Origin of the sequence: Brevibacterium sp. FAM 24630, assembly GCF_049804075.1 — a bacterium.
Lineage (GTDB): Bacteria > Actinomycetota > Actinomycetes > Actinomycetales > Brevibacteriaceae > Brevibacterium.
The window spans coordinates 38,167-62,518 of sequence record NZ_JBNBZD010000007.1; the positions used below are offsets into that span (position 1 = coordinate 38,167).

Below are 24,352 nucleotides of genomic sequence, written 5' to 3' on the forward strand. Positions count from 1 at the left end.
GATCCTTACATGGTCCCCAGTGGACCGAAACTTGTGGATGGCACGTTCCGGCTCGCGCTCAGCGCGTAGGCCTTCGGTGCAGCCTCATCTTGTTGTCGACCTGCGAGGTCATACCCTCGACTCGGTGGAGGCCCTTCTCCTGCTCGGTGTGAGAACAGGTATCCGTCATGCCATTATGTCACAGATGTCCGTCTGAGCTGAGGTTTCGGCCCTCGGGGTTTGCCGCGGTGAGGTCGGCCAGGCATTCTTGAAGGGTGAACAGTGCACAGAGCCTCTCCGATGACATCGATGCCACTCCGACCGTCTCTTCGTGGGTGCTGAGATCCGGCCCGTTCGGGATCTTCCTCATCGTCGGCTCGGTGATCGGCTTCCTCGCTTCCTTCTCCCTGTCAGCAGAGAAGTACGAGAAGCTGGCGAATCCGGATGTCGTGCTCTCCTGCGACCTCAACCCCTTCTTCTCCTGCGGTTCGGTCATGGAGCATGCGGAGTCGGAGCTGTTCGGGTTCCCGAATCAGCTTCTGGGCATCGCCGCGTTCATCATCCCGCTGCTCATCGGTGTCCTCATCCTCTCCGGCACCAGACTGCCCGGTTGGGTGATGATCGGACTCAACCTCGGGCTCGGCCTCGGCGTGGTCCTGGTCATGTTCCTGTTCTACATCTCGATCTACAAGATCGGCGTCGGCTGTCCCTGGTGCATCGTCGTGTGGACCGTGACGATTCCGATGTTCCTGGCGGTCACCGCCCGCAATGTGCTCTCCGGCCACTTCGGCCGCGGTGTCGCAGGCAACGCGTTCGCCCGGGTCGCCGCCAAGGAGAACATCGCCTTGTCCGTGCTCTGGATGCTCATCATCTTCGCCTGCATCGTCGTCCAGTTCTGGGCGTACTTCTCCAACCTGTTCTGAGGTTCTGCAGTCCTCAGACCCTGAGCTGCAGTGAGGGCGCCCCACCGCAGCAGTGGGGCGCCCTCACTGGTCATCCGCGACCTGCGCCTGCAGGTTCGGCCTGCACCGGCACGATCGATCTGTGCTCGCGGGCCGTGGTCTGGTCAGGCTTCAGCCGGGTACCAGATGCCGATCTCGCGTTCGGCCGATTCGGTGGAGTCGGATCCGTGGACGAGGTTCTTCTGCACCTTCTCACCCCAGTCGCGGCCGAGGTCACCGCGGATCGTGCCAGGAGCCGCGCTCGTCGGATCGGTGGCACCGGCCTGAGACCGGAAGCCGGGAATGACACCCTGGCCGGAGGCGATGATCGAGACGATCGGGCCTTCGGACATGAAGTCGACGAGCGGCTGGTAGAAGGGCTTGCCTTCGTGTTCGGCATAGTGCGCGGCCAGTTCCTCGGCCGTGGCCGTACGCAGGTCGAGCGCATCGATCGCGTAGCCCTTGGCTTCGATGCGTGCGACGATCTGTCCGACGAGGCCGCGTGCGACTCCGTCGGGTTTGATGAGGATGAGGGTACGTTCCATTCTGGTCCTTCCAAGTTCGAGTGGACGTCGGTGAACAGTCTACCCGGGCGCAACCGCGGTTCTGCCCGGAAGTGTTGGGGCTCAGGAGCGAGCGGCGACCTCACGGTCGATGCGGGCCGACCAGTACACTGCCGCCGCCCACAGGGCGAGGAACAGAGCACCGACGAAGAACATCGAGCTGAGCACGAATCCGGAGGCCAGCAGCAGCACCTGGACGATCCAGCCGAGGATCACACCGGGTCGTTTCTCACCGATGCGACGCGGCAGCAGGATCACCGCGACAACCGCGAACACGGCGATGATCGACGCTCCGATGAGCAGCTGTCCCAGAGTCAGGGTCTGCGCCGACTTCACGGACAGACCGAAGGTCGTGAGCACGGCGAAGTAGACGACGAGGAGCTCGCAGATGAGGATCGACCCGCACAGGACGGGATACTTGGATTTCACAGATCATCTCCCCTGCCCAGCAGCAGCCGGGCCTCGGCGACGGTGTAGAGCGACCCGGTGACGACGATGCCGGGGCTCTTCGCGTCGACGCCGTTGGCCAAGTCGATGGCCTTCATCAGCGCGGCGTTGAGGTCGGAGGCGACGAAGACGTCGTCCTCATCGACCCATTCGCGGGCCGCCTCGGCGAGGTCTTCGGCCGGCAGTGCACGGGCGCTGAGCATCTCGCTGACGACGAACACGTCCGCGCTGCGGTGAAGCTCTTCGAGCACCCCGTCGATGTCTTTGTCCTCAAGCATTGCGAGCACCATGACCACGTAGTCGAAGTCGAACGCCTCGGCGAGGGTGTCGGCGAGGACATGGGCGGCATCGGGATTGTGTGCCCCGTCGACGACGACGCTGGGCCCGGTGCGGACGAGTTCGGCGCGCCCCGGCGAGGTCACCCTCGCCAAGCCCTCGGCCACGGTCTCCAGGTCCAAGGGCTTGTCGTCGGCGCCGAGGAACGCTTCGACGGCGACGAGCGCGACGGCGGCATTGTGCGCCTGGTGGACACCGTGCAGCGGTACGAAGACATCCGAGTAGACGTCCCGTCGGCCCTGCACGGTGATGAGCTGTCCGTCGACGGCACGCTGCCGGTCGAGGAGGCGGAAGTCCCTGTCCTCGGTCACCAGCGGGACCTCACGACGGGCTGCTTCGGCATCGAGCACGACCTGCGCGGTTTCGTCCTGAACTGCGCTGACGGCGACCGGGGTCGGTGCCGGGCTCGGCTCGACAGTGCGGTCGAGGATGCCCGACTTCGTGGTGGCGATCTCCTCGATCGAGTCGCCGAGGAATGCCTGATGGTCGAGTCCGATCTTTGTGAACACGCACACCTGAGCGTCGGCGACGTTCGTCGAATCCCACTGCCCGCCCATGCCGACCTCGGTGATGACGACATCGACGGGAGCATCGGCGAACACGGCGAAGGCGAGCACGGTCAGCGCCTCGAAGTAGGTGAGCTTCGCGCGGCCTTCGGCCCCGAGCTGGGCGTCGACGATCTCGAGGTAGGGGGCGATCTCATCGAAGATCCGCACGAATGTCTCCGCCGACACGGGCGCGCCGTCGACGGAGATCCGCTCGGTCACCGAATGCAGGTGCGGGCTTGTGAACCGGCCGACCCGCAGTTCGTGCGCGGTGATGAGCGAGTCGATCATCCGTGCCGTGGATGTCTTCCCGTTCGTGCCCGTCACCGTGATCGTCGGGGCGGCGGTGTGGATATCGCCGAGGAGCTCACAGGCCCGCGACGTCGCGTCGAGACGCAGCTCGACCTGGGTCTCTCCCGCTCGAGCGAGCAGCAGGGCGTAGACCCGAGCGAGTTCGGCCCGGGAGGCTTCCTGGGCCTGCGGGTCGATCGCGGCCGCGGAGTCCTGACCGGGGCCCTGGGTGCTGTCGTTCCCGGTCGTGGTGTCCGCGACGCGGCTATCGTCGTTGCTCATACCGGGCTCACCGCCAGACGGGTGCCTTCCGGCAGCTCTTCGGGGGTGAAGACCTCACCGCCGTCGGCGGACTGGCCGAAGGTCAGCGAAGAGGCCAGGGTCTCTCCCGCGATGAGGCCCGAGTGGGGCTCGAGGGCGGCTGCCATTTCGGCGTTCGCTTCGATCGTCACGGCGATCCGGTCGGAGATGTGCAGGTCGAGCTGCTTGCGGATGCCTTGGATGGCGCGGACGGTGTCACGCGCCATGCCTTCGGCTTCGAGCTCCGGGGTGACCCGGGTGTCGAGGGCGATGAAGCCGGAGTCCAGTGCCGCGAGCTCCATGCCCTCGGTGCCGGATTCGGCCACCGAGTCCAAGGTGTATTCGCCTTCGACGAGTTCGATGCCGCCGCTGATGACGGTGCCGTCGGTGACCGACCAGTCGCCGGTCTTCGACGCCTTGATGACCTGCTGGACCTGCTTGCCCAGGCGCGGGCCCGCCGCCCGGGCGTTGACGACGAGGTTCTGCGACAGGGAGAACCCGGCCGCCTCCGCCTCGTCGACGTCGAGGACCGATACGGTGCGGACGTTGAGCTCATCGGCGATGATGTCGGTGAAGTCGCTGCCGAGCTCGGTGTCCGTGGCCACCGTCATCTGCGACAGCGGCAGCCGCACACGCAGATGGTGGGCCTTGCGCACCGAGGACGCGGTCGAGCAGATATCGCGAGTGAGATCCATCGCCGCCACCAGGTCGGCATCGGCGGGGAACGCCGCGGCGTCGGGGTAGTCGGCCAGGTGCACCGACCGTTCGCCGGTGAGTCCGCGGTAGATCTCTTCGACCGTGAACGGCAGCAGCGGGGCCGCGACCCGGCAGAAGGCTTCGAGGCAGGTGGAGAACACGTCGAAGGACTCGTGCGTGTCGACGCCGCCGTCCCAGAAACGGCGGCGCGATCGCCGCACGTACCAGTTCGTGAGCATATCGAGGTAGCTTCGCACGAGATCGCAGGCGGACCAGATGTCGAGTCCGTCCATCGCCTCGGCGAATTCGACGATGAGGTCATGGGTCTTGGCCAGCAGGTACCGGTCGAGGACCTGGGAGGAGTTGTATCGGGTCTGCGACTGATAGCCGGTCTGCCCCCCGTCGACCCCGTCGGCGGCATTGGAGTAGGTGGCGAAGAACTGCCAGGTGTTCCACAGCGGGAGCACGACCTGGCGGACTCCGTCGCGGATGCCCTGCTCGGTGACGACGAGGTTGCCGCCGCGCAGAATCGAGGAGGCCATGAGGAACCAGCGCATCGCGTCCGAGCCGTCGCGGTTGAAGACCTCGTTGACATCGGGGTAGTTGCGCAGCGACTTCGACATCTTCTGTCCGTCCGAGCCGAGGACGATGCCGTGGGAGATGCAGTTCGTGAACGCCGGACGGTCGAAGATCGCGGTGGCGAGCACGTGCAGCAGGTAGAACCAACCGCGGGTCTGGCCCACGTATTCGACGATGAAGTCTGCCGGGAAATGGTTGTCGAACCATTCGGAGTTCTCGAACGGGTAGTGCACCTGGGCATAGCTCATCGACCCGGAGTCGAACCAGACGTCGAAGATCTCAGGAATGCGGCGCATCACCGACTTGCCGGTCGGGTCGTCCGGGTTCGGACGGGTCAGGTCATCGACCCACGGGCGGTGCAGGTCCACTTCGCCGGAGTCATTGACCGGAAGGCGTCCGAAGTCGGCTTCGATCTCGGCCAGAGAGCCGTAGACGTCGGTGCGAGGATAGGAGGGATCAGAGGAGATCCACACCGGGATGGGCGACCCCCAGAAGCGGTTGCGCGAGATCGACCAGTCGCGGGCGTTCTCCAGCCATTTGCCGAATTGGCCGTGCTTGACGTTCTCGGGCACCCAGGTGATCTGCTCGTTGAGTTCGACCATACGATCCTTGAACTCGGTGACGCGGACGAACCAAGACGACACCGCACGGTAGATCAGCGGGTTCCGGCAGCGCCAGCAGTGCGGGTACGAGTGCTCGTAGGACTCGTGACGGACCAGCAGAGCATGGCGCGATTCCATCGGGCCGGTGTGATTGCGCAGGTCCTTGATGATGGCCTTGTTCGCATCGAAGACCAGTTGGCCGGCGTAGTCGGCCACGGTCGATTCGAAACGACCGGCGTCGTCGACGGGGCGGGCGGCGGTGATGCCGTAGGAGTCGGTGAGCTCCTTGTCCTCTTCACCGAAAGCCGGCGACTGGTGGACGATGCCGGTGCCGTCTTCGACGGTGACGAAGTCCGCGGCGAGGATGGTGTGCATGTTCTCACCGAATTCCTCCTGGCGGCCCTCGAAGTACGGGAACGGAGGCTCGTAGGCGGCGCCGACCAGTTCGCTGCCGGCGAAGGTGCGCACGATCTGCGGGTCCTCACCGAGCTCTCGGGCGTACGCGCCCAGTCGCGCCTCGGCGAGGATGAGGGTTCTGCCCTGCAGCTCCTCGGCTCCGTCGGTGCCGGGGATCACTGCGACGAGCGGGATCTCGGGGTTGACGGCCACCGCCTGGTTCGACGGCACGGTCCACGGGGTCGTGGTCCAGATGAGGACCCACTCTTCGGAGTCCTTGAGTTTGTACCCGATCGTCACCGCCGGGTCCTGGCGCATCTTGTAGACATCGTCGTCCATGCGCAGCTCATGGTTCGACAGCGGTGTCTCGTCCTTCCAGCAGTACGGCAGGACCCGGTAGCCCTCGTAGACGAGGCCCTTGTCCCACAGCTGCTTGAACGCCCAGATGACGCTTTCCATGTAGTCGACGCCCAGCGTCTTGTAGTCGTTCTCGAAGTCGACCCAGCGTCCCTGTCGGGTGACATACTCCTCCCACTCCTTCGTGTACCGAAGGACGGAGGAGCGGCAGGCGTCGTTGAAGGCGGCCAGCCCCATCCGGCCGATCTCGGACTTGTCCGTGATTCCCAGCTGGCGTTCTGCCTCGAGCTCGGCGGGCAGGCCGTGGGTGTCCCAACCGAAGCGACGCTCGACCTTCTTCCCGCGCATCGTCTGGAAGCGCGGGACCACGTCCTTGACGTAGCCGGTGAGCAGGTGACCGTAGTGGGGCAGACCATTGGCGAAGGGTGGGCCGTCGTAGAAGACGAACTCATTCTCACCGTTGACGCCGGCATCCCGCTGTTCGATCGACGCTTTGAATGTGTCGTCCTCCTGCCAATAGCGGAGCACAGCGTCTTCGATCTCCGGAAAGTTCGGAGAGGTGGATAGGCCGAAGGTCGAAGTCGATACCTTGGGGTAGAGAGGCTGAGTCATGAGCGTCCTTCTGGGTCACTGCGGTCACTGACACGAGGACGACAGTCTGCCGCGGTACCACCTCGCTTATCCGCAGTCGGTCCCGATGGGGCCGGGGCGCGGATCGCTCATTGTCAGGACTGTGACGGATCCACCCGTCCGGTTCTACTGAGATCCCCGCGATGGCTCGCAGGGTCCGTTCTTCCGGATGCTCCCCGGTGATGGCCGGATCAACGCACATCCCATCGTATACCCCATGGCCGCGCCCGGAAACTTCGCTTCGGCGCAGCCAAGGGGTGATGATCACAGCCCCTTGTGCCTGGCCACCTTGTACTGCTCGGCCTGCGCGATGGGACGAATGACCATGAGATCGACGTTGAAGTGATGCGGACGGGTGAGCGCGTAGACCACCGCGTCGGCGACATCCTCGGCGGTCAGCGGATTCTCGACGCCTTCGTAGACCTTCGCCGCACCCTCCTCGTCTCCCCCGAGCCGTTTGACGCTGAACTCCTCGGTCGCGACCATGCCCGGAGCGATCTCGATGACCCGCACCGGCTGGCCGAGCAGCTCGAGTCGCAGGGTGGCCGCAATCGTATGCGAGCCGTGCTTCGTCGCCACATAGCCACCGCCCTTCTCATACGCCTGGTGCCCGGCGGTCGAGGACATCACGGCGATGTCTCCGCGACCGGAGTCGATGAGTCCGGGCAGGAGTGCTTTGACGACGCGGAGGACACCGAGGACGTTGATGTCGAACATCTTCTTCCAGCCCTCGACATCGGAGTCGGCGATGGTGTCGACGCCGAATGCGGCTCCGGCATTCGCGACGAGCGAGTGCACGGCTCCACCGGCGAGCACCTCGGCGGCCATGGATTCGACGGCGGCGTCATCGGTGAGGTCGGCGACGATGTAGCTGGCTCCGGTCTCCTCGGCGAGAGCCTTGAGCTTGTCCTCACGGCGGGCCACGGCGACAACATCCCAGCCCTGGTCGCGCAGCTGCCGAACGGTGGCGGCGCCGATGCCCGAGCTCGCGCCCGTCACCACTGCTCTCAGTGTTTCCATCTCCGTACTCCCTGGTCTCGGTTCCGGTGATCGCGGGCACGATCACCTGTTTCGAGCCCAGTCTACGGACTCTCCGGCTCCAGCGGGTCGGGATCCGAGGCGTGCGGGGACAACGGCTCAACCGATGCCCCCGCTTGGCCCGGCGGCTGAGGATGTTCGTGTGCGCCTTCGGCCTTCGACTCACGCTGCTCCTTCGCTGTGGGCCGCGAGTGCGGGTTGCGTGGCCCGCCCTCGCCGAAGACCGCGCGGACTCCGGGGATCTTCACGGCCAACCAGGTGACGGCGGCGCAGATGACGGTGTAGGCAAGCGGCATGACGAAGGCGTGCAGCAGGACTCCGGCAACAGTCGTCGGCAGTCCCATCTCATTGCGCACCGGGTAGAGGACGAGCGGGTGGAGGAGGAAGACGCCGAAGGAATACGGGTAGAACCAGTGGAGGAAGCCGAAACCGGTGCGCAGGTGGTGGTGGAAGAGCAGATAGGCCGACAGCGAGGCGATGACGACGCCCGGAGACAGGTACTCGTAGGGAAACATCCACGGTTTCTCGCCCGAGCCGAAGCCTGCCCACAGAGCGGTCACGGCGATCGATCCGATGAGGCTGACCCAGGCGAGCACGACGGCCCTTCTGCTCAGCACGATGTCGCGCAGCACCCAGCCGAGGATGTAGAAGCCGGCCATGGGCAGGAAGCGGGTGGCGATATTGGCCTCGCCGACGTCGAAGATCATCGACACCCACTGGTCGAGCATGCCGATGCCCAGGAAGATCAGGCCCGTGCCCCATTGCAGGCGGCGGGAGCCGTGGACGCTGAGGAGACGGAAGAACGGGGTGAGCAGGGTCAGGCCCGCGAGGACGTAGAGGAAGTAGAGCTGAACGAACGGCGAACCGGTGAGGATGGCGATCCCCGGGCTCCAGCTCTCATCGTCAGGCTGGAGATAGTAACGGCGGAACAGAACGTAGACGGCCGTCCAGAACACGAGCGGGATGCCGATGCGCCACACACGCTTGCTGAGGAACTTCCGAGGTTTGCTCCCACGCGCGGGGTCGAGCGCCAAGGCACCGGAGATCATGATGAACACCGGCACCGACCACCGGCAGGCGGAGTCGATGAGATTGGCCAGCCACCAGTCGTGGCCCATGTCCGCGAAATTCTGTTCGACCACGGTGCCCAGGGAGTGGATGGCGACGACGGCGACGATCGCGATCGCCCGAGCCGGGTTCATCCACGCCGTCGAGGTGGCAGGCGGATTCTCTGTCGGAATTCTGTCCAAGGGCGCCATGCGTCCATATTCTCATTGACCGCCGCGCTCGCGTCTCAACTCGCATTCAGAGTATGAGTCCTGACGTTCCTCCTCTGTCCTGACGATCGGCTTCCCGACATTCCGGTCCACTCCTCGGTGCGGCTCCTTTGGGGGCGTGCAGCCGCCTCGCCGATCGGTTTCGACACGGTCGACGAATTTCGCCTGTGTTCCGGCGCGGCCGGGGCGGGAACCGGTTTGGCCAGAAGCGAACCGGGTGAGAAAATCAGCAATTATGAACACACCTGCCTTTTCGGACTCGACGCACGAGTCAGTGAACCTGCCTGACAAACCCGCCCTTGAGGGTCTGCGGGACAAATGGGACGCCGCGTGGAGCGAGCAGAACGTCTACGCCTTCGACGTCGAGACCGATCGTGAGCAGGTCTACTCGATCGACACTCCCCCGCCCACGGCTTCGGGGTCCCTGCACGTCGGGCACGTGTTCTCCTACACGCAGACCGACATCATCGCCCGCTACCAGCGCATGACCGGCAAGAATGTGTTCTACCCGCTCGGCTGGGATGACAACGGACTGCCCACCGAACGCCGGGTGCAGAACTACTACGGCGTCACCTGCGACCCCAGCGAAAGCTACGACCCGAATTTCCAGCCGCCGGAGAAGGCGCCGAAGAATTCTCGTGACTTCGTGAAGATCTCACGCCAGAACTTCATCGAGCTGTGTGAGAAGCTCTCGGCCGAGGACGAGCACGTCTTCGAGGACCTGTTCCGGTCCACCGGTCTGTCCGTGGACTGGACGTACACGTATCGCACGATCGACGACGACTCCCGCGCCGTGAGCCAGCGCGCCTTCCTCAAAGACCTCGAGGGCGGCCACGCCTACTCCCAGGACGCCCCGACGATGTGGGATGTGACCTTCGGAACCGCCGTGGCCCAGGCCGAGCTCGAAGACCGGGAGAAGGACGGCGCCTACCACAAGGTGAAGTTCTTCCCCGAAGGTGCCGACGGACTCGCCGACACCTCGGCCGAGCCGATCATCATCCTCACCTCCCGCCCCGAGCTCATCCCGGCCGTCGTCGCCCTCGTCGCTCACCCCGATGACGAACGCTACGCCTCCCTGTTCGGCACGAACGTCGTCTCACCCCTCTTCGGCGTCAGCGTCGAGGTGCGTGCCCATGAGCTCGCGAAGTCCGACAAGGGAACCGGCATCGCCATGGTCTGCACCTTCGGCGACCTCACCGACGTCACCTGGTGGCGTGAACTCGATCTGCCCACACGTGCGGTGATCAACCGCGGCGGCCGCCTCAACCTCGAGGTTCCCGAGTGGATCGCGTCCTCGCCGAAGTCCGATGCCGTGGCCAACTACGAAGCTCTGGCGGGCAAGACGACGTTCTCCGCGCGCAAGGACATCGCGCAGATGCTCATCGATTCCGGTGATCTCATCGGAGAGATCGAACCGATCACGCACCCGGTTCCGTTCTATGAGAAGGGCGACAAGCCGCTCGAGGTCGTCACCAGCCGCCAGTGGTACATCCGCAACGGCGGTCGCTCCGCCGAACTGCGCGATGCGCTCATCGCCCGCGGACGTGAGATCGAATGGCATCCGACGTTCATGCGCTCACGCTATGAGAACTGGGTGGAGAATCTGCACGGCGATTGGCTGGTCTCCCGTCAGCGCTACTTCGGTGTGCCGATTCCGCTGTGGTACCGCCTCGATGCCGATGGGCAGCCCGACTACGAGGATCCGATCGTTCCCGAATCGCTTCCCGTCGATCCCATCGCCGAGGTGCCCGCCGGCTTCACCGATGACCAGCGTGACGTACCCGGCGGGTTCACCGCCGATCCCGATGTCCTCGATACCTGGGCGACGTCGTCGCTGACTCCGCAGCTGCTCGGCGGCTGGTCACGCGACGAGGACTTCTTCGGCAAGGTGTTCCCCTTCGACCTGCGCCCCCAGGGACACGACATCATCCGCACGTGGCTGTTCTCCACCGTGGTGCGCGCGAATTCACTCAATGATGCGGCTCCATGGAAGCACGCGGGACTCTCGGGCTGGATCCTCGATCCGGACCGGAAGAAGATGTCGAAATCGAAGGGCAACGTCGTCGTGCCCTCGGACATCCTCGGCGAGGCCAAGCCCGGGTTCGGCCCCGATGCGGTGCGATATTGGGCTGCGAGTGCGAAGCTCGGTGCCGATACCGCCTATGACGTCACTCAGATGCAGATCGGGCGCCGTCTGGCCATGAAGCTGCTCAACGCCTCGAAGTTCGCACTGGCGCAGGGCGTGCACTCCGGTCTCATCGGTGCGCTCGGTGCGGTCACCCACGATCTCGACCGTGCACTGCTCACGCGGCTGTCCGCGGTCGTCGACCAGGCCGGAGCGCATATGGCCGACTACGACTACGCCCATGCTCTGCGTGTGGCCGAGAGCTTCTTCTGGGAGTTCACCGACGATTACGTCGAGCTCGTCAAGGATCGTTCATACGGTTCGACAGGCGAGGACGATCAGCTGTCTGCCCATGTCACGCTCGCCACAGCGCTCGATGTGCTGCTGCGCCTGTTCGCTCCATTCATGCCCTTCGTGACCGAAGAGGTCTGGTCCTGGTGGCGCACCGGTTCGATCCACCGTGCGCCGTGGCCGGCGGATGAGTCGCTGAGCCACCCGGAGTCGAGCGTGGATCCGGAGCTGTTGGCGTCGGTGGCTGCGGCCCTGACCGAGATCCGCCGCACGAAGACCGAAGCGAAGGTCTCGCAGAAGACCGGCGTCGCCTCGGTGACGATCCAGGCACCGGCTGCAGTCGTCGCTGCGATCAAGTCTGCCGAAGGCGATCTCAAGGCCGCCGGCCGTGTCGAATCGCTGACCACCGTCAAAGCCGGCGAGGAGATCAGCGTCGACGAGATCACCTTCGTCGACCAAGCCTGACCGGAGAGCTCTTGCCCGGTCCGCAGCATCGGACCCCATGGCACCCACCACGACGTCTCATCGCCGGCGGCGGATGCCATGGGGTTTCTTCGACTCTTCCGACGACAGCCCCGGGATGCGGCCGAGACTGCGCGGGCCCCTGTTTCTGTCACGGCGGAGCATCTCGAGTGTTCCCGAATGGGCACACGGCTGGCCGGGGACGACGGCCTCGCCCACGTACTATGGTTTCGACACCATAACCAGTCAGGACCTCCTGCCTGAAGAAAGGCCCACGGAACGTGAGAAGCGAACTCTTTTCCCAGCGCAATGCCGAGATCCAGAATCAGGATCGCTGGACCCTCCAGTCGAAGAAGATGCTGCGCACGGTGGTCACGCCGAACGCACCGATGATCGCCACCAAGGGCGCCATGGTCGCCTACCAGGGCGACGTCCGCTTCACCCACCAGGGCTCGAAGTCGGTCGGGCAGTTCATGAAGAAGGCAGCCACCGGCGAGGGCGGCAATGTCATGCGCGTCGAAGGTCACGGCGAAGTGTTCTTCGCCCGCGAAGCGTCGAACATCTTCATGATGGCTCTCGAAGGGCCCCAGGACGCTCTGACCGTCAACACCTCGAACCTGCTGGCCTTCGACGACGCGCTCAACTGGGAGATCAAGCGCATCAAGGGCGGTGTCGGTGCCATGGTCAGCGGCTCGGGACTGTTCAACCTCGAACTCGCCGGGCAGGGTACCGCGGCCATCTGCTGCAAGGGAGATCCGATGGTTCTCGACTGCTCGCAGCAGCCGACCTTCGTCGACCCGCAGGCCGCAGTGTGCTGGTCCTCGGCTCTGGCGCCACAGATCAAGACCGATGTCAGCGTCGGCACGTTCTTCGGCCGCGGCTCCGGCGAATCCGTGCAGCTGGCCTTCCACGGACCCGGCTTCGTCGTCGTCCAGCCCGCGGAGAATGCCGTCTATTCGGCGACTTCCAACTGACCCGGCCGCACTGATCCGCGCGGCAGTCTCTTGCCGCGCGGCAGTTGCGAGCACCATCCCCCACCAGCAGCTTCACACCACCCCGGTGCACCAGTGGGTGCTGCCGCCGACGGTGACTGATGCCGAAACTATCGGTGCAGACAGTCGGGTGCGCGAGGACGTACGGTCTGCGGTGCGCAGTGCGGAAACCGGTGAGGGCTGCGGGCACGCGGTTCTGCCCGGCGCAGCGGCGTCGGTGAGTCAGTCGACGGTGACGGAGTGCTCGGAGTCGCCGCGGTCGACCCGGTACCTCCTGAAGGCTGGGAAGATGAAAGCGCAGGCGAGCACGAGCACGATGACGGCGATGCCGCCTCCGGCCGAGGCTACCGTCGTGTTCGTCACCGCGGCCGCCGAACCGTGGAGCAGATCGGCGACGCGCGGCCCTCCGGCGACCACGACGATGAAGACACCCTGCATCCGACCGCGCATGTCATCGGTCGCGGCCTCCTGAAGCATCGTGGACCTGAATGCGGAGGAGATGATGTCCGCTCCCCCGCCCACGGCCAGTGCGCTCAAGGCGACGACGAGTGCGACGAGCCAGAGATTCGACACGAGTTCGAGACTGAGACCGAAGATCGTCATCGCCGAACCCCACACGACGATCGCGATGATCACCGCCAGCCCCTGCCGTTCGACGCGGGACACCCAGCCGGAGAAGATACCGGCCAAGGCGCTGCCGGCGGCCAAAGCGGCGAAGAGCAGCGAGAAGACGATGCCGCCTTCGTCAGGTCCGTCGAAGGTCTCGGTGGCGATCTGCGGAAACAGAGCCCGAGGCATTCCGAAGACCATGGCGATGACATCGACGAGCAGAGACACCATGACGACGGTGTTCGTCTTGAGATACCGGAATCCGTCGATGATGCCTTTGAATCCCGAACGGGTATCGGGCTGCTTCTTCGGCGGGAGGGACGGGAGTCTGACGACGGCGTAGAGGGTCGCGAAGAGGAACACCGCGTCGAGGACATACAGCAGCTGATACCCGAAGAGCGGGATGAGGGCTCCGCCGATGACCGGACCGATGACCGCGCCCAAGGTCATCACCGTCATGTTCAGCGAGTTCGCGGCGGGCAGCAGTCTCAGCGGCACGATCGTCGGCAGCAGCGCCCCTTTTGCGGGTTGGTTGAGACCGAAGAATGCCTGCTGCAGGGAGAATGTGCACAGCAGCAGCCACACGTTCTCCAATCCCAGGAGAGCCCAGAGCGCCAGCAGCGCGCTGGTGACGATGAGGCCGATCGTCGAGATGACGAGAAGTCTGCGGCGATCGACGACATCAGCCAGTGAACCGCCCCACAGTCCGAAGACGACGAGTGGAACGAAGCCGAAGGCTCCGGCCAGTCCGACATACGCCGAGGACCCGGTGATGTGGAAGATCTGTGCAGGAATGGCCACGACCGTCATCTGCGCACCGATGACGGTGACGATATTGGCCAACCACAGCCGCCTAAAAGCGGCGTACTTCAGCGGTCGGGTATCAGCGAAGAGCCTCATGTGTCAGAGGCTCAGGCAGATTTCTTGTTCGTCCTGTTCCGCGACTTCGGCACGAGCGTCGGTGCGACATTGCTGTCGACGACCTCCTTGGTCACGACCACCTCGGCGATGTCCTCTCGCGAGGGCACATCGAACATGACAGGTTGCAGGACCTCTTCCAAAATCGACCGCAGTCCGCGAGCACCCGTGCCGCGCAGCAGCGCGAGATCGGCGATGGACTCGAGGGCGTCGGTTTCGAAGGTCAGCGAGACATTGTCGAACTCGAACATGCGCTGATACTGCTTGACCAGGGCGTTCTTCGGTTCGGTGAGGATCGACATGAGCGCCGCGCGATCGAGGTTGGACACCGTGGCCAGCACGGGCAGGCGGCCGATGAACTCGGGAATGAGACCGAACTTGAGCAGATCTTCGGGCAGGATGTCGGCGTAGAGGTCCTCTTCGTCGTTCTTCGACTGCAGCAGGGCCCCGAAGCCGATTCCGTGCTTGCCCTTGCGACCGGCGACGATCTCTTCCATACCGGCGAATGCGCCGGCGACGATGAAGAGCACATTGGTCGTGTCGATCTGCAGGAAGTCCTGATGAGGGTGTTTGCGACCACCCTGCGGAGGCACCGAGGCCTGCGTGCCTTCGAGGATCTTCAGCAGTGCCTGCTGCACCCCTTCACCGGAGACGTCTCGGGTGATCGACGGGTTCTCCGACTTGCGGGCGATCTTATCGATCTCGTCGATGTAGATGATGCCGTGTTCGGCGCGCTGGATGTCGAAGTCGGCGGCCTGGATGAGCTTGAGCAGGATGTTCTCGACGTCTTCGCCGACATAGCCGGCCTCGGTCAGCGCGGTGGCATCGGCGACGGCGAAGGGCACGTTCAGGCGCCTCGCCAGTGACTGCGCCAGATAGGTCTTACCGGACCCGGTGGGACCGACGAGGAGGATGTTCGACTTCGCGATCTCCACATCGTTCTCGCCGCCGAGTGTCTTCGTGTCCTCACCGGACTGCAGGGAGCGGATACGCTTGTAATGGTTGTAGACGGCCACGGACAGAGCCTTCTTCGCCGGTTCCTGACCGACGACGTACTCCTGCAGGAAGTCGAAGATCTCACGCGGCTTGGGCAGCTCGAGTTCCGCCTGATCAGGAGTGGATTCGCTGAGTTCCTCTTCGATGATCTCGTTGCAGAGCCCGATGCATTCATCGCAGATGTAAACACCAGGTCCGGCGATGAGTTTCCGAACCTGCTTCTGGGACTTCCCACAGAAGTTGCATTTGAGCAGGTCTGCTCCGTCCGCACTGCGAGCCACTGTCACAACCTTTCGCCAGGACGCTTGGCCCCAACTCTACCGCTCGTGTTTCCTGTACCTCAATAGCTTCCCATACGTGGCTGACGCGAGCCGCCAGCAACGTCATTCGGTGTGTCGGCCGGCGAAGCCGAAAACGGGCCCGCACGGTCATCGCCGTACGGGCCCGTTCACACCGGATTCGTTCGGTCCGCGAAGGGCTCAGCTCGCGTTCTTGCGCGAGGAGAGCACCTGGTCGACGAGGCCGTAGTCCTTGGCCTGCTCGGCCGTGAGGAAGAGGTCGCGTTCGATGTCGTTCGAGACCTGCGAGGCTTCCTTGTTCGAGTGCTTGGCCAGAGTCCCCTCGAGCCATTCGCGCATCCGCAGCACTTCAGCGGCCTGGATCTCCAGGTCGGACGCCTGGCCCTGCCCCTGCCCCTGCATGGCCGGCTGGTGGATGAGCACACGCGCGTTCGGCAGGGCCAGTCGCTTGCCGGGAGAACCGGCGGCGAGCAGCACGGCGGCGGCCGAAGCGGCCTGGCCGAGGCAGACGGTCTGGATCTCCGGCTTGATGTACTGCATCGTGTCGTAGATCGCTGTCATCGCGGTGAACGAACCACCGGGCGAGTTGATGTAGAGGGTGATGTCCCGGTCGGGATCCTGCGACTCGAGGACGAGCAGCTGAGCCATGACATCGTCGGCGCTGGTGTCATCGACCTGCGCACCGAGGAAGACGACACGGTCGTCGAAGAGCTTCGTGTACGGATCCTGGCGTTTGAAGCCGTAAGGGGTGCGCTCCTCGAACTGCGGCATGACGTAACGTGACTGCGGCATGTTCGACGCCGTCGAACCCGGCATAAAGTTCATTGAATTCATTCTTCCCTCACTCCTGCTCAGTTGTTCTCGACGTCGGACGCGCGGGTGACCATCTTGTCGATGAAGCCGTACTCGAGGGCCTCCTCGGCGGTGAACCAGTGGTCACGATCATTGTCCTTGAGGATCTGCTCGAGCGACTTTCCGGTCTGCTCGGCAGTCAGTTCGGCCATCTGCTTCTTCATGTGCAGGATGAGCTCGGCCTGGATCTTGATATCGGTGGCGGTGCCGCCGATTCCGCCGAGCGGCTGGTGCATGAGGATGCGAGCGTGCGGGGTCGCGAAGCGCTTGCCCGGGGTTCCCGAGGACAGCAGGAACTGTCCCATGGAGGCGGCCATGCCCATCGCCACGGTCGACACGTCGGGCTTGATGTACTGCATGGTGTCGTAGATGGCCATGCCGGCAGTGACCGAGCCGCCGGGTGAGTTGATGTAGAGCGAGATATCGGCGTCCGGGTCCTCAGCGGCCAGCAGCATCATCTGCGCACAGATCGCGTTGGCGTTGTCGTCGCGCACCTCTGAACCGAGCCAGATGATGCGCTCCTTGAGAAGACGATTGAAGATATGGTCGTCCAGGCCCATTCCCCCACCGGCGTCGAGGCCGACGGGAGCTGTCATGTCGTGTGCGCTCACGTTTCACTCCTGTGTTCTGTGGATGGCTTGTTATGGACTCTAACCTCTGACCACCGGGTTTTAGTCCGCGGCGAGGCCTGTGTTCGCCCTCAGCGTGATCGTCGAGTCCGGATACGGCGAGACGGTGGGGTCGGATGATCATCCGACCCCACCGTCTCATCGGGAATCCACCGCCGAGGCGGCCGTTCCTCAGTTCTCTTCGGCGGCCTCTGCGGGTGCCTCGTCAGCAGCCTCCTCGGCCTCAGCCTCGGCTCCTTCTTCGTCGTCTCCGGCGGAGGTGAAGGCCTCCATGTCGACGACGTTGCCGTCGGTGTCCTTCACGGTGGCACCGGCGAGGACGGCGGCCAGGGCCTTGCGGCGCGAGACCTCTCCGACCAGGGCGTTGACCTGTCCGGAGCTGTCGAGCATCTGGGCGAACTCATTCGGGTTCATCCCGTACTGCTGCGATGCGGAGATCAGGTACTCGATGAGTTCGGGCTGGCTGACTTCGACGTTCTCGGCTTCGGAGACGGCGTCGAGGATGAACTGGGTGCGCAGGTTGCGCTCGGTCTCCTCGGTGACCTCCTTGCGGTGCTCGTCATCGTCGACACGGTCCTCGGACTCGAGGTGACGCTCGACCTCGTCGGCGACGACCTTGGCCGGGACGGGGACCTCGAGGGTCTCGATGAGGTGTTCGAGCACCTTGTCGCGTGCCTGGACGCCCTGATCGGTCTCCTTCTGCTTGCCGGCCTGCTCGCGCAGATCCTCACGCAGTTCGGCGATCGTGTCGAATTCGCTGGCCAGCTGAGCGAAGTCATCATCGGCCTCGGGCAGTTCGCGTTCCTTCACAGCACCGAGGGTGATCTTCACGGTGCCCTGCTCGCCGGCGTGCTCGCCGCCGGCGAAAGTGGTCTCGAAGGTCGTGGTCTCACCGGCGGAGAGTCCGTCGAGGGCTTCGTCCATGCCTTCGAGCATCGTGCCGGCACCGACCTGGTAGGAAATGTCGGAGGCGGAGTCGATCTCTTCGTCGCCGATCGTGGCGATGAGGTCGAGGGTGACGAAGTCGTCCTTGGCTGCCGGGCGGTCGACGGAGACGAGGGTTCCGAAGCGGGTGCGCAGCTGCTCGAGCTCGGCATCGACATCGGCATCGGTGACCTCGATGGGATCGACCTCGATGGCGATGGAGTCGTAGGCAGGCAGTTCGATCTCGGGGCGGACGTCGACCTCGACGGTGAAGTTGAGGTCACCGTCTTCGGTGCCGTCGAGTCCGGGGACCTCGGAGATCTCAACCTCGGGCTGACCCATCGGCTTGAGCTCGTTCTCTTCCACGGCGCTGCGGTAGAAGTCATCGAGGCCGTTGTTGATGGCCTCCTGAATGACTGCCGGACGACCGATCCGCTGATCGATGATGCGCGCGGGGACCTTTCCCTTGCGGAAGCCGGGAACGGTGACCTGAGCACCGATGGTCGTGTATGCCTCGTCGACACTCGGTTTGAGTTCGGCGTAAGGGACTTCCACGCTGATCTTGACCCGGGTGGGGTCGAGTTGCTCGACGGAGCTCTTCACAGTGCGACCTTTCAATTTCGACAGTCATGCATTTGCGGCCATCAACCGACCTGACCGGCTCAGCTCGTGGTCGTTGTCGACCATCTCGCAGCCTGATCGGCCAACCCGTGACCTTAAGGGGGAGCGAAAGTCCACGAATGTTTCGCGCACGTCCGCAAGACGCAATCACCCATATTACGCGAAACCCCTCTCGATACGCGAAACCGGCGCTATTTCATGGGGCGGCCTATCCGCGCCGAACGTAGAGCTCGTCGAAGGTGATGATGACATTGGCTGCCGTCCATGCCAGCGGCGCCACCGAGACCGGTTGCCCGTCGGCACTGATCTTCTCCGGCAGGGAACCCGCGAAGGTACGATGCTCGGCCAGCCAATCGAGGATCGCCTCGGCCCGATCGTGCTGCCCCAGACGCGCGAATCCCAGCGCCATGAGCGAGGTCGATGGGCTCCAGCTGGAGCGGTCGATGATCCATCCGTGACCCGGCTTGATGCCGCCGCCCGGCTGCTCGAGACGGTCCCATACGGTCACGAGGGCTTCGGCTTCGATCGCGTAGATGCGGGTGCCGGAACCGTCGGTGGGGACGAGCCCGGCGGCGGGCAGGTAGGCAGCAGCCGAATCGCACCCGCCCGAGGTCGGATAGCGCTGCAACCCGTTGGCGCCGAAGGTGCGAGCGAAGGTCGCGGCATAGGCGTCGACGGCCGGCAGGACGTCGCCGACTCCCCCGCCGAGGCGGCCCCACAGTTCCGGATCCGCCGCGGTCAGCGCGGCCAACGAGTCCATTCCGATCAGAGTCGGGCCGGCCAGACCGAGGGTGACCTGTGATTCTCCGACCTCCCAATAGTCCGGGCCCACCGGCGGCAGATGCTGTCCGCGGGCGGTGTGGTCGAGCAGTCTCCGGGTGGTTCTTCGCAGCAGGTCGGCCAACTCGTCGAGGTCGAGTCGGACAGCGGCCCGTTCCGCCGCAGCAAGGACGTCGGCAACGGCCCAGAGCACCAGTCCGAGAGCGTCGAACTGCGATTCCCGGTAGTCCGGCGACATCCCTGTCTCGGGGACCACTCTGGCGGCGAATGACCCATCGACGGCCTGGATGCTCTGCAGGTAGAGCAGTTGGCTCCAGGCCTGTCTGACAGCGCCGATGCGGGCCAGAGCTACAGCGGCGAAGGCCGTGTCACGAGGCCAGATGTACCTCCACGGGCCGACCCAGCCGGCCACGGTGGCCGGCAGTCCGTCACTGAGCACCCACAGATCCAGCAGCGCCGAGGTCGCGAGGCCCCGCCGGGCTTCGGGCACATGTTTTAACCATGCCGCGCTCTGAGTCAGGAATTCCCGCTGCCGCCGTGCAGGCGCCGCAACCGCGGCCCCGGGCACCACTCTCGACCCGTCGGGCAGACTCCGCGCCGCCTCGGCATCGAGGCCCTCTCTGCGTCCCGACCGTGTGTAGGCCACGGTCACCGAACGGACGGGATCGGGTTGGGCCGCCTCGGCGAGTTCCCGGGTCGCCGCCGTCGCCCCGAGCCCGATGAGGCCGAGACCGACCCCTCCGGCGATCAGCCGTCGACGCGACAGCGCGAATCCGGCACGTTGACGGCGGGGCCGGGCGGAGGACATGAGTGGGACTTCCTGCTGTGCGGAGCCGACACCGGACTGCGATGTCGCGGGGCGGCGATGACGGTATGGACGAATTCTACCCACACAGGCACGTGCGGGCATGAGAAAACCGGCCTGGCCCGAAGGCCAGACCGGTAGCTGGAGGGGATGACGGGAATCGAACCCGCACCATCAGTTTGGAAGACTGAGGCTCTACCATTGAGCTACATCCCCGCGGTGCGAGATCGACTATAGTCGAGTTCCTCTCCGCTCACCAAATCGAGGGTTCGTGAGCTGCGCCACAGGCGCGGTCGTCGTGTGAACTGCATCGCATTACCGCGACTGGTCGATTCCGGCGTGCATCTGGGTCCTGGCCTGTGGTTAGATGGGTGTCGTCGCGGGATGTGGCGCAGCTTGGTAGCGCATCTGTTTTGGGAACAGAGGGTCGCAGGTTCAAATCCTGTCATCCCGACGATCAGCAGCCGTTCGGACCAATCGGTCCGGGCGGCTCTTTCGCATTCTCAGGCTCTGCGGGGCCTGATCCTGGCGGCAGACGACCGCATCGGGAACAATGGGCGCACGAGCTGTTCGAGCGAACGACCCCGAGAGGTGCTCACGATGCTGGGCCGAAACCGACCGATCCGAAGCGAGCCATCGAAGCAGGGACCGGTCCGCATGGCTGCCGCGATCGCTGCGCTTGCCCTGCTGCTCCCGGGCTGCACCCAACAACCGCCCAGCCCCGAGGGGTCCGAATCTCCCGCGTCGGCCGACGACACCGCGCATCCGACCGCCGCGCAGTCGGATGGAGCTGCCGGCACCGGTTCCGAGGACGGTGCACCACAGCTGGTGGCAGAGGATCTCGACGCCCCGTGGTCGATCGCCTTCTTCAAGAGAACTCCGCTGATCAGCGAACGCGATTCCGGGCGGATCCTCGAACTCAGCGAGGACCGGCCCGCGCAGTCCCGCGAAGTCGCGACTGTCGAATCAGTCGTCGCCGAGGGTGAGGGCGGGCTGCTCGGGCTGGCAGTGGCCGATGAGAGTCTCTTCGCCTATTTCACTTCGGCCGAGGACAACCGCATCCAGCGGTTTCCGCTCTCGGGAGAGCCGGGCAGGCTCGAGCTCGGTGAGCCGGAGACGATCCTCGACGGGATCGCCAAGGCGAGCTTCCACAATGGGGGTCGGCTGGCGATCGGACCCGATGGCAAGCTCTATGCGACGGCCGGCGATGCCGGGAACCCCGCGGATGCGCAGGACCCCGAGTCTCTCAACGGTTCGATCCTGCGGCTCAACCTCGATGGCACCGTGCCCGCGGACAACCCGGATCCGGACTCCCCTGTCTACACCTACGGACACCGCAACGCACAGGGGCTCGACTGGGACGCTGAAGGAACGATGTACGCCAGCGAGTTCGGTCAGGACACCTGGGACGAACTCAACATCATCGAAGCCGGACGCAACTACGGCTGGCCGGAGGTCGAAGGGATCCCAGCCTCCAGCGACAGCACGGGTTCGGGGTCGGCCGGCGACTTCGTCGCTCCGGTTCAGCAGTGGAGCACCGAGGAAGCGAGCCCGAGCGGAATCGCCGTGACCGAGGATTCGATCGCCATTGCCAACCTGCGCGGTCAACGACTCCGCTGGGTCCCCCTCGCGGACACCGCAAGGCAGGAGACGCAGTTCGTCGGCGAGTACGGACGGCTGCGAGATGTCGTCTCCGCCCCGAGCGGAGAACTGTGGCTGATGACGAACAACACCGACGGACGCGGCGACCCGTCCGACGGCGACGACCGGATCCTCAGCGTGCGAAGTCGATGATCTGTCGCACCACCGTGCCGTCGGCCAAGGCGTCGAACGCGGAGTTGAGGTCGTCGAGGCCGATCGTGTCGGAGATGAGCTCTTCGACCGGCAGCTTCCCCTCCCGCCACAGCTGGGCGTAGACGGGGATGTCGCGACTCGGCACGGCCGAACCGAGGTAGGAGCCGACGACGGTGCGAGCCTCGGCGGTCAAGGTCACCGGAGTGATATGCGACTGCGCATCCGGTGCGGGAAGGCCCACGGTCACCGTCGTTCCACCCACGGCGGTGGCTTCGAACGCGGTTTCGAAGGCGCGCGGGTGCCCGACGCATTCGATGACGATGGGAGCCTTCCGGTCCCCGAGCTGTTCGGGGGTGAAGACTTCGGCGGCGCCGAGTTCTTTCGCCCGCACGAGTTTGTCCGGGTTCGCATCGACGCCGATGACTCCTGCGGTGTCGAGCGACAGTGCCGTGATGAGCGCTGCCATGCCGACCCCGCCGAGGCCGACGACCATCACTTCGTCGTCCGGTCCGGGGCGACCGGCGTTGAGCACCGCTCCCCCGCCGGTGAGCACGGCGCAGCCGAGCACAGCGGCGATGGGTGCGGGAACATCGTCGGCGACGGGGACGACGGATGCCCGGTTGAGCACCGCATGCGTGCCGAACACGGACGCGCCGAGGTGGTGGAGAACCTCGGCACCGGTGTCATCGTGCAGGCGCACCCGGTGACCGTCGAACGGCAGGGTCCCGGCGCCGTTGGTCACGCTGCCGGGCGTGCACGGAAGTTTGCCGTCGGTGCGGCAGTTCGGGCATTCACCGCACCGGGGCAGGAACACGGTGACGACCTGCTGGCCGACCTCGAGGTCATCGACACCGTCACCGAGCTTCTCGACGACTCCGGCTCCCTCGTGGCCGAGCAGCATCGGCAGAGGCCGGGGTCGGTTGCCGTCGACGACGGAGAGGTCGGAATGGCAGACTCCGGCGGCCTCCATCCGAATGAGCACCTCACCGGGTCCCGGGTCATCGAGGTCGAGGTCCTCGATCGTCATCGGCCGCGACGTCGCGAACGGACGAGGCCGCTCCATCTCACGCAGCACCGCACCTCTGATCTTCACAGCGTCCTCCTCAGACTGTTCGTCTCACAGCGCCTGGGCGCCCTGCTCTTCATAATCGGCCATGATGGAGATCCGGCGCTGGTGACGTTCGTCGCCGGAGAACGGTTCGGCGAGGAAGGCATCGACGATGGCGATCGCCTCGTCCTCGGGGTGCTGGCGGGCGCCGACGGCGACGATCTGCGCATTGTTGTGCTGACGTGCCAGCTTCGAGATCTCCGGGTTCCACGCCAGAGCGGTGCGTGCGCCCGTGACGAGGTTCGCCGCCATCTGCTCGCCGTTGCCCGAACCGCCGATGACGACGCCGAGGGCCTCGATTCCGGCGGACTGGTCATCGACCACGGCTTGGGCGGCGGCGATGCAGAACGCCGGATAGTCGTCGAGGGCGTCGTATTCGAGTGCGCCGTGGTCGACGACCTCGTGCCCCGCCTCTGCGAGGTGGGCTTTGAGAACCTGTTTGAAATCGAATCCGGCGTGATCTGTGCCGAGGTGAACCTTCATGTGCGTGCCTTTCGATGAACTCTGCGGAGCTGTCTTATCCGCTTTATCCGCGCGGGAACGGGTGGTGCTGGATCTTCAGTCGAAGTTCGGACCCTGGTCGCGGGTGCGTTTGAGTTCGAAGAATCCGGGCGTCGAAGCGACCGCGAGGACACCGTCGAAGAGTCGGCCTGCGTCCTCGCCCTTCGGTGCCGGGGTGACGACCGGTCCGAAGAACGCGGTGCCGGCCACACGGCAGATCGGCGTTCCGACATCATCGCCGACAAGAGCCAGCGCTTCATCGTGGGATGTCTGGAGAGCCGCGTCATAGTCGTCGGTCTCGCCGTATTTCATGAGCTCGGCGGGCAGCCCCACCTCGGTGAGGGCCTCGGAGACGGCCTGCTCGAAGGCCTTCTCCCCACCCGGATGGATACGGGTGCCGATGGCGGTGTAGAGGGGCTCGGCCACCTCTTCTCCGTGTTCGGCGATCGCGGCGGTGACGATGCGCATCGGCGCCAGCGCCCGGTCCATCAGTGCCCGGTAGTCAGCGTCGATGTCCTTGTCGCGGTTGAGGAAGTTGAGGCTCATGGGCCGGAACCTCACCTCGACATCGCGCACCTTGGCCACTTCGAGGCCCCAGCGGGAGGTCATCCAGGCCCAGGGGCAGGCCGTATCGAACCACAGATCGAGTGTTTCCTTGCTCACTGTCTC

The 24,352-nt window shown here is 64.9% G+C and carries 19 protein-coding genes and 2 tRNA genes; 5 read left to right on the forward strand and 16 right to left on the reverse strand.

The window, feature by feature from the left end; all coding sequences use genetic code 11:
- Window positions 1–254 precede the first annotated feature (254 nt).
- Window positions 255–902: a vitamin K epoxide reductase family protein gene (locus tag ACPUD7_RS07265; RefSeq protein ID WP_135538560.1), complete on the forward strand. Its 648-nt coding sequence runs from the start codon at window positions 255–257 to the stop codon at window positions 900–902.
- A gap of 143 nt (window positions 903–1,045) precedes the next feature.
- Here the strand turns inward: ACPUD7_RS07265 and ndk are convergent, their stop codons facing one another.
- From ndk to ACPUD7_RS07295, 6 genes are all read right to left on the reverse strand, one after another.
- A complete protein-coding gene (gene ndk / locus ACPUD7_RS07270) occupies window positions 1,046–1,465 on the reverse strand; it encodes a nucleoside-diphosphate kinase (protein WP_425119514.1) in 420 nt (139 codons plus the stop codon).
- Between the two features lie 81 nt (window positions 1,466–1,546).
- Window positions 1,547–1,912, reverse strand: coding sequence for a DUF4233 domain-containing protein (locus tag ACPUD7_RS07275; RefSeq protein ID WP_425119515.1), 366 nt, complete (start codon window positions 1,910–1,912; stop codon window positions 1,547–1,549).
- Window positions 1,909–3,384: a bifunctional folylpolyglutamate synthase/dihydrofolate synthase gene (locus ACPUD7_RS07280; protein ID WP_425119516.1), complete on the reverse strand. Its 1,476-nt coding sequence runs from the start codon at window positions 3,382–3,384 to the stop codon at window positions 1,909–1,911. The genes ACPUD7_RS07275 and ACPUD7_RS07280 overlap by 4 nt, the downstream gene beginning before the upstream one ends.
- The gene (gene ileS, locus ACPUD7_RS07285) at window positions 3,381–6,644 is read right to left on the reverse strand and encodes an isoleucine--tRNA ligase (protein ID WP_425119517.1); all 3,264 of its coding nucleotides are present in this window, start codon (window positions 6,642–6,644) and stop codon (window positions 3,381–3,383) included. The genes ACPUD7_RS07280 and ileS overlap by 4 nt, the downstream gene beginning before the upstream one ends.
- A gap of 282 nt (window positions 6,645–6,926) precedes the next feature.
- Window positions 6,927–7,682 (reverse strand): SDR family oxidoreductase, encoded by a 756-nt coding sequence (locus ACPUD7_RS07290; protein WP_135538570.1) that lies wholly within the window; start codon window positions 7,680–7,682, stop codon window positions 6,927–6,929.
- Window positions 7,683–7,744: 62 nt separating this feature from the next.
- Window positions 7,745–8,959, reverse strand: a complete 1,215-nt coding sequence (locus ACPUD7_RS07295; protein ID WP_425119518.1) for an acyltransferase — start codon at window positions 8,957–8,959, stop codon at window positions 7,745–7,747.
- A 253-nt stretch (window positions 8,960–9,212) separates the two neighbouring features.
- Here ACPUD7_RS07295 and valS point away from each other — a divergent pair, with 253 nt between their 5' ends.
- Window positions 9,213–11,858, forward strand: a complete 2,646-nt coding sequence (gene valS, locus ACPUD7_RS07300; protein WP_425119519.1) for a valine--tRNA ligase — start codon at window positions 9,213–9,215, stop codon at window positions 11,856–11,858.
- 278 nt (window positions 11,859–12,136) lie between these two features.
- Window positions 12,137–12,829, forward strand: a complete 693-nt coding sequence (locus tag ACPUD7_RS07305) for an AIM24 family protein (protein WP_135538575.1) — start codon at window positions 12,137–12,139, stop codon at window positions 12,827–12,829.
- A gap of 240 nt (window positions 12,830–13,069) precedes the next feature.
- On the opposite strand, the gene ACPUD7_RS07310 is transcribed toward ACPUD7_RS07305, so the two are convergent.
- From ACPUD7_RS07310 to ACPUD7_RS07340, 7 genes are all read right to left on the reverse strand, one after another.
- On the reverse strand, window positions 13,070–14,356 hold the full coding sequence (locus tag ACPUD7_RS07310) for an MFS transporter (protein ID WP_425119520.1): 1,287 nt from the start codon (window positions 14,354–14,356) through the stop codon (window positions 13,070–13,072).
- An 11-nt stretch (window positions 14,357–14,367) separates the two neighbouring features.
- A complete protein-coding gene (clpX, locus tag ACPUD7_RS07315; protein ID WP_425119521.1) occupies window positions 14,368–15,651 on the reverse strand; it encodes an ATP-dependent Clp protease ATP-binding subunit ClpX in 1,284 nt (427 codons plus the stop codon).
- Between the two features lie 198 nt (window positions 15,652–15,849).
- Complete coding sequence (locus tag ACPUD7_RS07320) at window positions 15,850–16,494, reverse strand: ATP-dependent Clp protease proteolytic subunit (RefSeq protein ID WP_135538581.1); 645 nt, start codon at window positions 16,492–16,494, stop codon at window positions 15,850–15,852.
- 26 nt (window positions 16,495–16,520) lie between these two features.
- Window positions 16,521–17,117, reverse strand: coding sequence for an ATP-dependent Clp protease proteolytic subunit (locus ACPUD7_RS07325; RefSeq protein WP_135538843.1), 597 nt, complete (start codon window positions 17,115–17,117; stop codon window positions 16,521–16,523).
- A 204-nt stretch (window positions 17,118–17,321) separates the two neighbouring features.
- On the reverse strand, window positions 17,322–18,677 hold the full coding sequence (tig, locus tag ACPUD7_RS07330; protein ID WP_425119522.1) for a trigger factor: 1,356 nt from the start codon (window positions 18,675–18,677) through the stop codon (window positions 17,322–17,324).
- Between the two features lie 226 nt (window positions 18,678–18,903).
- On the reverse strand, window positions 18,904–20,283 hold the full coding sequence (locus tag ACPUD7_RS07335) for a hypothetical protein (RefSeq protein ID WP_425119523.1): 1,380 nt from the start codon (window positions 20,281–20,283) through the stop codon (window positions 18,904–18,906).
- A gap of 139 nt (window positions 20,284–20,422) precedes the next feature.
- Window positions 20,423–20,496, reverse strand: a tRNA-Gly gene (locus ACPUD7_RS07340).
- 164 nt (window positions 20,497–20,660) lie between these two features.
- Between ACPUD7_RS07340 and ACPUD7_RS07345 the strand changes: the two genes are divergently transcribed.
- Window positions 20,661–20,734 (forward strand) — tRNA-Pro (locus ACPUD7_RS07345).
- Between the two features lie 203 nt (window positions 20,735–20,937).
- Entirely contained in the window at window positions 20,938–22,074 is a 1,137-nt protein-coding gene (locus ACPUD7_RS07350; RefSeq protein ID WP_425119524.1) for a PQQ-dependent sugar dehydrogenase, read from the forward strand.
- On the opposite strand, the gene ACPUD7_RS07355 is transcribed toward ACPUD7_RS07350, so the two are convergent.
- The 3 genes from ACPUD7_RS07355 to ACPUD7_RS07365 form a co-directional block, all read right to left on the reverse strand.
- The gene (locus ACPUD7_RS07355) at window positions 22,055–23,167 is read right to left on the reverse strand and encodes an alcohol dehydrogenase catalytic domain-containing protein (RefSeq protein WP_425119525.1); all 1,113 of its coding nucleotides are present in this window, start codon (window positions 23,165–23,167) and stop codon (window positions 22,055–22,057) included. The two genes, ACPUD7_RS07350 and ACPUD7_RS07355, sit on opposite strands and share 20 nt — an antisense overlap.
- Window positions 23,168–23,191: 24 nt before the next feature.
- Complete coding sequence (locus ACPUD7_RS07360; protein ID WP_135538591.1) at window positions 23,192–23,665, reverse strand: ribose-5-phosphate isomerase; 474 nt, start codon at window positions 23,663–23,665, stop codon at window positions 23,192–23,194.
- Window positions 23,666–23,740: 75 nt separating this feature from the next.
- Window positions 23,741–24,346, reverse strand: coding sequence for a DsbA family protein (locus tag ACPUD7_RS07365; protein ID WP_425119526.1), 606 nt, complete (start codon window positions 24,344–24,346; stop codon window positions 23,741–23,743).
- Between the last annotated feature and the right edge of the window lie 6 nt (window positions 24,347–24,352).

Excerpts from the sequence above, each read along its gene's own strand:
- ndk (WP_425119514.1), bottom strand. The coding sequence starts at position 1,465 with ATGGAACGTACCCTCATCCTCATCAAACCCGACGGAGTCGCACGCGGC.
- ACPUD7_RS07290 (WP_135538570.1), bottom strand. The coding sequence starts at position 7,682 with ATGGAAACACTGAGAGCAGTGGTGACGGGCGCGAGCTCGGGCATCGGC.
- ACPUD7_RS07310 (WP_425119520.1), bottom strand. The coding sequence starts at position 14,356 with ATGAGGCTCTTCGCTGATACCCGACCGCTGAAGTACGCCGCTTTTAGG.
- ileS (WP_425119517.1), bottom strand. The coding sequence starts at position 6,644 with ATGACTCAGCCTCTCTACCCCAAGGTATCGACTTCGACCTTCGGCCTA.
- ACPUD7_RS07320 (WP_135538581.1), bottom strand. The coding sequence starts at position 16,494 with ATGAACTTTATGCCGGGTTCGACGGCGTCGAACATGCCGCAGTCACGT.
- ACPUD7_RS07350 (WP_425119524.1), top strand. The coding sequence starts at position 20,938 with ATGGCTGCCGCGATCGCTGCGCTTGCCCTGCTGCTCCCGGGCTGCACC.
- ACPUD7_RS07360 (WP_135538591.1), bottom strand. The coding sequence starts at position 23,665 with ATGAAGGTTCACCTCGGCACAGATCACGCCGGATTCGATTTCAAACAG.
- ACPUD7_RS07335 (WP_425119523.1), bottom strand. The coding sequence starts at position 20,283 with ATGTCCTCCGCCCGGCCCCGCCGTCAACGTGCCGGATTCGCGCTGTCG.
- ACPUD7_RS07280 (WP_425119516.1), bottom strand. The coding sequence starts at position 3,384 with ATGAGCAACGACGATAGCCGCGTCGCGGACACCACGACCGGGAACGAC.
- ACPUD7_RS07295 (WP_425119518.1), bottom strand. The coding sequence starts at position 8,959 with ATGGCGCCCTTGGACAGAATTCCGACAGAGAATCCGCCTGCCACCTCG.
- ACPUD7_RS07325 (WP_135538843.1), bottom strand. The coding sequence starts at position 17,117 with ATGACAGCTCCCGTCGGCCTCGACGCCGGTGGGGGAATGGGCCTGGAC.
- valS (WP_425119519.1), top strand. The coding sequence starts at position 9,213 with ATGAACACACCTGCCTTTTCGGACTCGACGCACGAGTCAGTGAACCTG.